The organism is Micrococcus sp. KT16, from assembly GCF_003315015.1.
Lineage (GTDB): Bacteria > Actinomycetota > Actinomycetes > Actinomycetales > Micrococcaceae > Micrococcus > Micrococcus luteus.
This window is the reverse complement of sequence record NZ_QNRG01000018.1, coordinates 24290-32019: the sequence shown is the minus strand read 5'-3', so window position 1 is coordinate 32019 and position 7730 is coordinate 24290. Positions and strand designations below refer to the sequence as shown.

The window sequence follows — 7730 nt, the reverse complement described above, 5'->3', positions numbered from 1 at the left end:
GAAGCAGGCCCTCGCCCAGCTCGCCGCGGCCTACCCCGACCGGATCAACCCCTACCTGTGACCACCCCGCTTACACAGACAAGTTGACACGCCCGACTAGGCTGAGCACAGGGCGACACAAAGTCGCCCCGGCCCAGGGAGGAGGCGGTCCATGCCCACGGTGCGCGTCGACGTCGAGCCGGCCGTCCTGCGCTGGGCCCTCGAACGTGGGGGCATCGACCTGGCCAGCGCTACTACCGCACACCCCGACCTCGAGGCCTGGCTCAGCCGGACGAAGAAGCCCACCATGAAGCAGCTGGAACGGTTCGGGCAGAAGGTCCATGTGCCCTTCGGCATGCTGTTCCTCAGCGCTCCCCCGGCGCCGGCACCCATCCCCATCCCTGACATGCGCACGCCGGGCAGCCAGGGCGTGGATCACCCCTCCGCCGAGCTGGTGGACGTCCTGCGGGAGTGCCAGCTCCGCCAGGACTGGTACCGGGACCACATGCTCGCCATTGGCGCCAGCCCCGTGCCCCTCGTGGGCAGCGCCACGCTCCAGAACGATACAGAGGATGCCGGAACACGCCTCCGGGAGATCCTCCACTTGGACGCCCTGTCCGGCGCCGGTGACGCCTTCCGCAGCGCGCTCGTGGGCGCCTTGGAAGAGGCGGGGGTGCTGGTGATGATCAGCGGCTACGTCGGCAATGAGACCCGAAGGCCCCTGAACCCGGACGAGTTCAGGGGCTTCGCCCTGGCCGACGACCTCGCTCCACTGATCTTCGTCAACGGAACCGAGGCCAAGACCGCCCAGCACTTCACCCTCCTCCACGAGACCGCTCACCTGCTCCTCGGACACAGTGCGCTGTCTGATGCCCGCCCCGGACGCCACGCACCCTACGAGGAGGCCTGGTGCAACCGGGTGGCCGCCGCAGCCCTGGTGCCCCGCGTCGTGCTGGAGCAGCAGCAGGAGCGACTCAGCACGGAGTTCGACGAGGTGGTCGCCGATGTGGCCAAACGCTGCCAGGTGAGCCGCGCCGTCGTGGTTCTCCGGATGAAGACCTGCGGACTGATCACCCCTGCGGCCGCCGACGCGCAGCTCGCAGCGCTGGCCCGCATCCCTCACCCCCAGACCCCGGCGCCGAAGGGCGGAGGGGGCGATTATTACCGCACCGCCCGCTACCGCCTCGGCGTCCCGTTCACCACTGCCGTGGTGGCCAGCGCCCGGGAAGGCGGAACCAGCTACCGGGACGCGTTCCGCCTGCTCGGAACCCACAAGCGTGAGGTTATGGACACCCTGGCTCAGAAGATGGCCGCCGCATGATGTTCCTGCTCGACGCCAACACCTTCATCACGCCGAAGAACAGTTACTACGGGTTCGATCTCGCCCCGGGGTTCTGGACGTGGCTGGAGCGCGCTCATGCGGCAGGCTGGGTCGCCAGCGTGGAGGCCGTGCGGCAGGAGCTATGCCGGGGCGGGGATGAACTCGCCACCTGGGCGTCAAACCATCCGCAGCTCTTCCTCCCACCCACGTCAGAGGTGCCCCAGCGCATCGGCGAGTTGGCCCAGTGGACCCTGACCCGTCAGCCCGCGTATCAACAGGCCGCGCAGGACGAGTTTCTGGATGACAGCGCCGATCTGCTGTTGGTGGCGCAGGCTGCATGCATGGACGCCACCGTGGTCACCTTCGAGGTGCCCGCCCCTCAGGCGCGCAAGCGCGTGAAAATCCCTGACGCCTGTGCCGCTCTGGAGACCCGCTGCGTCGACCTGTGGGAATGCATGCGCCAGACCAGACCCCGGTTGACGCTCGACCTCGTGCCCTGAAGAACGATGCACGTCACTGATGCCGTCAGTCGACACAGTGAGTGCCTCACTCGAGTGAGTGACAGGCTCTCTGCACTCACTGACGGGGCGGTTTGGCGTCAGTGACGGCCGTCAGAACCCACCCGGGCCACCACCCGCATCACTCGCCAGGTTCGAGAACCGCGAATAGTGCCCCTGGAACCCCACCACAATGGTCTTCGTGGGCCCGTTCCTGTGCTTGGCCACGATCAGGTCCGCCTCGCCGGCGCGGGGGGACTCCTTGTCGTACACGTCCTCGCGGTGCAGCAGGATCACCATGTCCGCGTCCTGCTCGATCGAGCCCGACTCGCGCAGGTCGGACACCTGCGGCCGCTTGTCCGTGCGCTGCTCGGACCCACGGTTCAACTGGCTCAACGCGATCACCGGCACGTCGAGCTCCTTGGCCAGCAGCTTGAGGGCACGGGAGAACTCGGCTACCTCCTGCTGACGGGACTCGACCTTCTTGCCCGAGCTCATGAGCTGCAGGTAGTCGAGCACCACCATCTTGAGGTTGTTCTTCTGCTTGAGCCGCCGGCACTTGGCGCGGATCTCCATCATGGTCATGTTCGGGGAGTCGTCGATGAAGAACGGCGCCTCGTTCAGTCGCCCCACGGTTGCCGCGATCTTGGACCACTGGTCGTCCCGGATGGTGCCCTTGCGCAGGTCCTGCAGCGCGATCGTCGCCTCGGCGCTCAAGAGCCTCATGGCGATCTCGTTCTTGCCCATCTCGAGGCTGAAGAACACGGTGGCCATGTTGTGGTGGATGGCCGCGGCTCGCGCGAAGTCGAGCGCGAGCGTGGACTTGCCGACGGCGGGGCGCGCCGCGATCACGATCATCTGCCCGCCGTGCAGGCCCTGCGTCAGCTCGTCGAAGTCGTAGAAGTCGGTGGGGACGCCCGTCAGGCCCTCCCCCTGGTTGCCGGCCGCCTCGATCTCGTCGACGGCGTGCTCCATGATCTCCGCGAGGCGCACGTAGTCCTCGGACTGACGGTTCTCCGCCACCTTGTAGATCTCGGACTGCGCCTCGTTGACGATCTCCTCGACCTCGCCGTCGCCCTGATACCCCAGCTGGGTGATCTTGGTGCCGGCGGTCACGAGACGCCGCAGGACGGCTTTCTCCGCCACGATCTCCGCGTAGAAGCTCGCGTTGGCGGCGGTGGGCACGGACTGGATCAGCTCGTGCAGCACGGCGGGGCCGCCCACGCGGCTGAGCTCCTGGCGCTTGTTCAGCAGGTCCGCCACGGTGACGGCGTCCGCGGGCTCACCGCGGCCGTAGAGGTCGATGATCGCCTCGTAGATCATCTCGTGGCTGGGCCGGTAGAAGTCGTGGCCGCGCAGCAGCTCCACCACGTCCGCGATCGCGTCCTTGGAGAGCATCATGCCGCCCAGCACCGAGCGCTCCGCCTCCAGGTCCTGGGGCGGCAGGAAGCGTTCAGAGGAACGGCCGCCGTCGTAGGAGCCCGAGTCTCCGTAGTTCTCAGTCAACGTCCGGAGACTCCCTTCCCACAGCCCGCACGACGGCGGCCCTCGCCGGTCTTCCCGGCCCTGATTCCTCTGTTGTCACCGCCCGTGCCGCCGCACCCTCCTGCAGGCGGACGGTGCGACGGTCCCCGGGGCGACGGTCCGAGCGGATGCGCGCCTGTCAGTGGTCACCTGCGGCCAATACCCGCCCTCGCGTTGGGGATACCACGCGACACTACGCGCGCCGTGGAGGCTGGGCAACCGCGTTTCCCACAGGCCTTGTGGGCAACGTGTGGATTCGGCGGCGTGTCGTGTGGATCGCCTGGGGACCGCGCTGGGGACAACCGCTCGGCCAGTCCCAGAATCCGGCTCTGACCTGGGACGATGCGATCCCCAGAGCTGTGGAGGAAGATTCTCCACTCCCCTTTCGACCCGCCCGCCGGACTTGACAGCACCCCCGTTTGCGCCCTCATCACACCGCCTGGTACACGCCTATCCACACCGTCGTCCACACCCTCCACATCTGTGGACAACTCCTGTGGACAAGATGCCCGGATCTGGGGACGGCGGAGTTGACAGCCTCTGCCCGCGGCCCCGGGTCCTCCCCGTGCCCACCTCTCCCGGCCGCCCCGGGCCGCCCCGCACCGATGACTCCCGCGCATCAGTGGGCCGCCCAAGAGTCATTGGACGGAATGAAAGCACGGTGCTTGGGTGGGATGCATCATCGTGTCGTCCGCCACAGTGAGGAGCCCGCCGTGCCCCCGGCCACCACCGCCCCCTCCCCGGCCTCGCTCCCCCTCGACGGCGTCCTCGTCGCCGACTTCTCCCGCGTCCTCGCCGGCCCGCTCGCCACCATGACGCTGGCGGACCTCGGGGCGCGCGTCATCAAGGTGGAGCACCCCGTGCGCGGCGACGACACCCGCGGCTGGGCTCCGCCCCGCTCGGCGACGGGCGCCACCTACTTCGAGTCCGTGAACCGCAACAAGGAGTCGGTCGGCTGGGATCTGAAGGACCCCGAGGATCAGCGGCGGGCCGCCGCCCTGGCCGCCCGGGCCGACGTCGTGGTCCACAACCTCAAGCCCGGCACCATGGAGCGCCTCGGCCTGGGCTACGACGACGTCGCGCGGCAGAACCCGTCCGTGGTCTACGCCGCCGTCTCCGGCTTCGGCGACCGCGAGGGCCGGGACCTGCCCGGCTACGACTTCATCGTCCAGGCCGCGGGCGGGCTCATGAGCATCACCGGCGAACCGGACGCCCCGATGAAGGCGGGCGTCGCCCTCGTGGACGTGCTCACGGCCAAGGACCTCACCGCCGGCGTGCTCGCCGCCCTGCTGCGCCGCGAGCGCACCGGAGAGGGCGCCCACCTGCGGCTGAACCTGCTCTCCTCGCTGCAGGGGGCGCTCGCCAACCAGGGCCAGGCCTGGCTCGGCGCCGACGTCGTCCCGCGGCGGATGGGCAACGACCACCCCTCGATCACCCCCTATCAGCTGCTGGCGTGCCGGGACGCGCCGCTCGCCGTCGCCATCGGCAACGACGCGCAGTTCCGCACCTTCGCCGCGGCCCTCGGCGTCCCCGAGCTCGCCGAAGATCCGCGCTTCACCACGAACACGGACCGGGTCGAGCACCGCGAGGAGCTGCGCACCGCCCTGGAGGACGCGCTCTCGGCCGAGACGGCCGCCCACTGGCGGGACGTGCTGCAGACCGAACGGCTCCCGGTCGGCCTCGTGTCCACCGTCGCCGAGGGCGTCGAGCTGGCCGAGTCCCTCGGCCTCGAGCCGACCGTCGAGGTCCAGGACCGCTCCGGCGCCCCCGCCGGCCGGCAGTTCCGCCACCCGGTGCAGTGGGACCCGCCCGTCGCGCACCCGCGCCACGCGCCGCCCGCGCTCGGCGCGGACACGGCGGCCGTCAACACCTGGCTCGACGCCCGCTGACCACCCCGCAGAGAGGACCCCCGCCATGACCACCCCGTTCCACGCCGAAGCCGACTCGTTCCTCGGCCGCGCCGACGTCGTCGGCCTGGACTCCCTGTTCTCCGCCGAGGAGAAGGCCGTCGCGCTGCAGGTGCGCGGCTTCGTGGACGAGCACATCCGCCGGCACATCGCCCGCTGGTACGACGACGCCGTGTTCCCGCGCGAGATCGTCCCCGAGCTGGGCCGTCTCGGCGTGCTCGGCATGCCCTACGAGGGCCACGGCATGCCCGGCCGCTCGGCGGTGGAGTACGGCCTCGCCGCGCAGGAGCTCGAGGCCGGCGACTCCGGCCTGCGCACCTTCGTCTCCGTGCAGGGCTCGCTCGCGATGGGCGCGATCCACAAGCACGGCTCCGAGGAGCAGAAGGCGCAGTGGCTGCCGCGCATGACCGCCGGCGAGGCGGTCGGCTGCTTCGGCCTCACCGAGCCGGGCGCCGGCTCGGACCCGGCCTCCATGACGACGACGGCCCGCCAGGAGCCCGGCGGCGACTGGGTGCTCGACGGGGTCAAGCGGTGGATCGGGCTGGCCACGCTGGCCGACGTCGCGATCATCTGGGCGCAGACCGGCGAGCCCGGCGACGGGCGCGGGGTGCGCGGCTTCGTGGTCCCCACGGACACCCCCGGCTTCCGTGCCGAGGCGATCACCCAGAAGCTGTCCATGCGGGCCTCGGTGCAGTGCGAGATCCACCTCGACGGCGTGCGCCTGCCCGCCTCCGCGATGCTGCCGGCCGACTCCGCCGTCGGGCTCAAGGGCCCCTTCCAGTGCCTCAACGAGGCCCGCTACGGGATCATCTGGGGTGCGATGGGTGCGGCCCGCGACTCCTTCGACGCCGTCCTCGACTATGCGATGGAGCGGCAGCAGTTCGGGGTGCCGCTGGCCTCCCACCAGCTGACGCAGGCCAAGCTCGCGGACATGGCCGTGGCCATCGGCAAGGGCTACCTGCTGGCGCACCAGATCGGCCGCGCCAAGGACGCCGGCCCGCTCACCCCCGCCATGATCTCCGCCGGCAAGCTGGACAACTGCCGCGTGGCCATCGGCATCGCGCGGGAGGCCCGCGAGATGCTCGGCGGCAACGGCATCACCCTGGAGCACTCGCCGCTGCGGCACGCGAACAACCTCGAGTCCGTGCGCACCTACGAGGGCACGGACGAGGTCCACCAGCTCACGCTCGGTCGGCACCTCACGGGCATCGGCGCGTTCGCCCCGGCCCGCTGAGCCCCGCGCCCGGGCTCAGGCGTCGTCGGCGGGCGCCTCGGGCGCCGGGGCCTCCTCGGCGACGGACGCGAGGATCGGGGTGGCCGGCAGCCTCCGCACGCGCTTGGGGCGGCGGGCGCGGGCGGGGATGAGGGCGCGCATGTTCTCGGTCTTGCCGAAGCAGAGCAGCCGGTCGCCCTCCTCGAGGACCTTGGTGTCCGCGGGGTTGGGGAACACGCAGGTGCCGCGGTGCAGGGTGAGCACCTGCAGGTCCTTCGCGAGCAGCCCGGAGTCCTCGATGGACTGGCCCACCCAGCCGGAGCCGGCGTGCACGGTGATCTCACCGACGCCGTACCCGGTGGACACGGCCAGGCGCTGGCGCACGTCGATGTCCGGGAAGCCGGCCTGGTCCGCCACGTAGTCGATGATCGCGCCGGCCACGTCCAGGTCCGTGGCGGCCTCGATGCCCTGCAGCCCCGGCGAGGAGTTCACCTCCATGACCAGCGGACCGTGCTCGCCCTCGAGCATGTCCACGCCGGCCACGCGCAGGCCCATGATGTGGGCCGCCCGCACGGCGGTCTCCGCGTACTCGGGCGAGAGCTCGACGCGCTCCACGGTGCCGCCGCGGTGCACGTTGGAGCGGAACTCGTCCCCCTGGGCCCGGCGGCGCATCGCGGCCACCACGCGGTCCCCCACCACGAGCGCGCGGATGTCCGTGCCCTTGGACTCCTCCACGAACCGCTGGATGAGCACCTGCTGGTTGGTGCCGTGCAGCGTCTCGATGATCGCCTCGGCCACCTTCTTGGTCGGCGCCAGGATCACGCCGATGCCCTGGGTGCCCTCGAGCAGCTTGATCACCACGGGCGCCCCGCCCACCATGTCGATCGCTGTGGAGACCTCGCCGCGGTTGCGCACGAACACGGTGGCGGGCATGTCGATCTCGTGGCGGGAGAGGATCTGGGTGGCCCGCAGCTTGTCCCGCGAGTTCATGATCCCGGCGGCCGTGTTGGGCGTGTAGACGTCCATCTGCTCGAACTGGCGCACCACGGCGGTGCCGAAGTAGGTCACCGAGTTGCCGATGCGCGGCAGCACGGCGTCGTAGCCGGAGAGGGGGCGGCCGCGGAACATCAGATCGGGTTCGTTCGAGCTGAGGTCGATGCCGAAGCGCAGGGTGTCCAGGACCTTCACCTGGTGGCCGCGCTCGAGCGCCGCGGTCTTGAGGCGCTGCGTCGAGTAGGCGCGCAGGGAACGGGAGAGGATGGCGAGCTTCATGACCGCTTTCCTGGGAG

At 70.4% G+C, this 7730-nt stretch carries 6 protein-coding genes; 4 read left to right on the top strand and 2 right to left on the bottom strand.

The genetic code is table 11. The features are described 5' to 3' along the window. Nucleotides 1-151: 151 nt before the first annotated feature. Both DE149_RS10875 and DE149_RS10870 read left to right on the top strand, forming a co-directional pair. Nucleotides 152-1300 (top strand): ImmA/IrrE family metallo-endopeptidase, encoded by a 1149-nt coding sequence (locus DE149_RS10875; RefSeq protein WP_044659831.1) that lies wholly within the window; start codon nucleotides 152-154, stop codon nucleotides 1298-1300. Next, nucleotides 1297-1800 carry a DUF4411 family protein gene (locus DE149_RS10870; protein WP_044659832.1) on the top strand — a complete coding sequence of 168 codons (504 nt, stop codon included), beginning with the start codon at nucleotides 1297-1299 and terminating at the stop codon, nucleotides 1798-1800. Before DE149_RS10875 ends, DE149_RS10870 begins: the two co-directional genes overlap by 4 nt. 111 nt (nucleotides 1801-1911) lie before the next feature. Here the strand turns inward: DE149_RS10870 and dnaB are convergent, their stop codons facing one another. After that, nucleotides 1912-3303: a replicative DNA helicase gene (gene dnaB / locus DE149_RS10865; protein ID WP_044659833.1), complete on the bottom strand. Its 1392-nt coding sequence runs from the start codon at nucleotides 3301-3303 to the stop codon at nucleotides 1912-1914. 731 nt (nucleotides 3304-4034) lie between these two features. On the opposite strand from dnaB, the gene DE149_RS10860 reads away from it, so the two are divergent. Then, entirely contained in the window at nucleotides 4035-5210 is a 1176-nt protein-coding gene (locus DE149_RS10860; RefSeq protein ID WP_049145075.1) for a CaiB/BaiF CoA-transferase family protein, read from the top strand. Between the two features lie 25 nt (nucleotides 5211-5235). After that, a complete protein-coding gene (locus DE149_RS10855) occupies nucleotides 5236-6462 on the top strand; it encodes an acyl-CoA dehydrogenase family protein (RefSeq protein WP_113914470.1) in 1227 nt (408 codons plus the stop codon). A 15-nt stretch (nucleotides 6463-6477) separates the two neighbouring features. Here DE149_RS10855 and rimK read toward each other — a convergent pair whose 3' ends face one another. Then, on the bottom strand, nucleotides 6478-7713 hold the full coding sequence (rimK, locus tag DE149_RS10850) for a 30S ribosomal protein S6--L-glutamate ligase (RefSeq protein WP_113914469.1): 1236 nt from the start codon (nucleotides 7711-7713) through the stop codon (nucleotides 6478-6480). Nucleotides 7714-7730 lie beyond the last annotated feature (17 nt).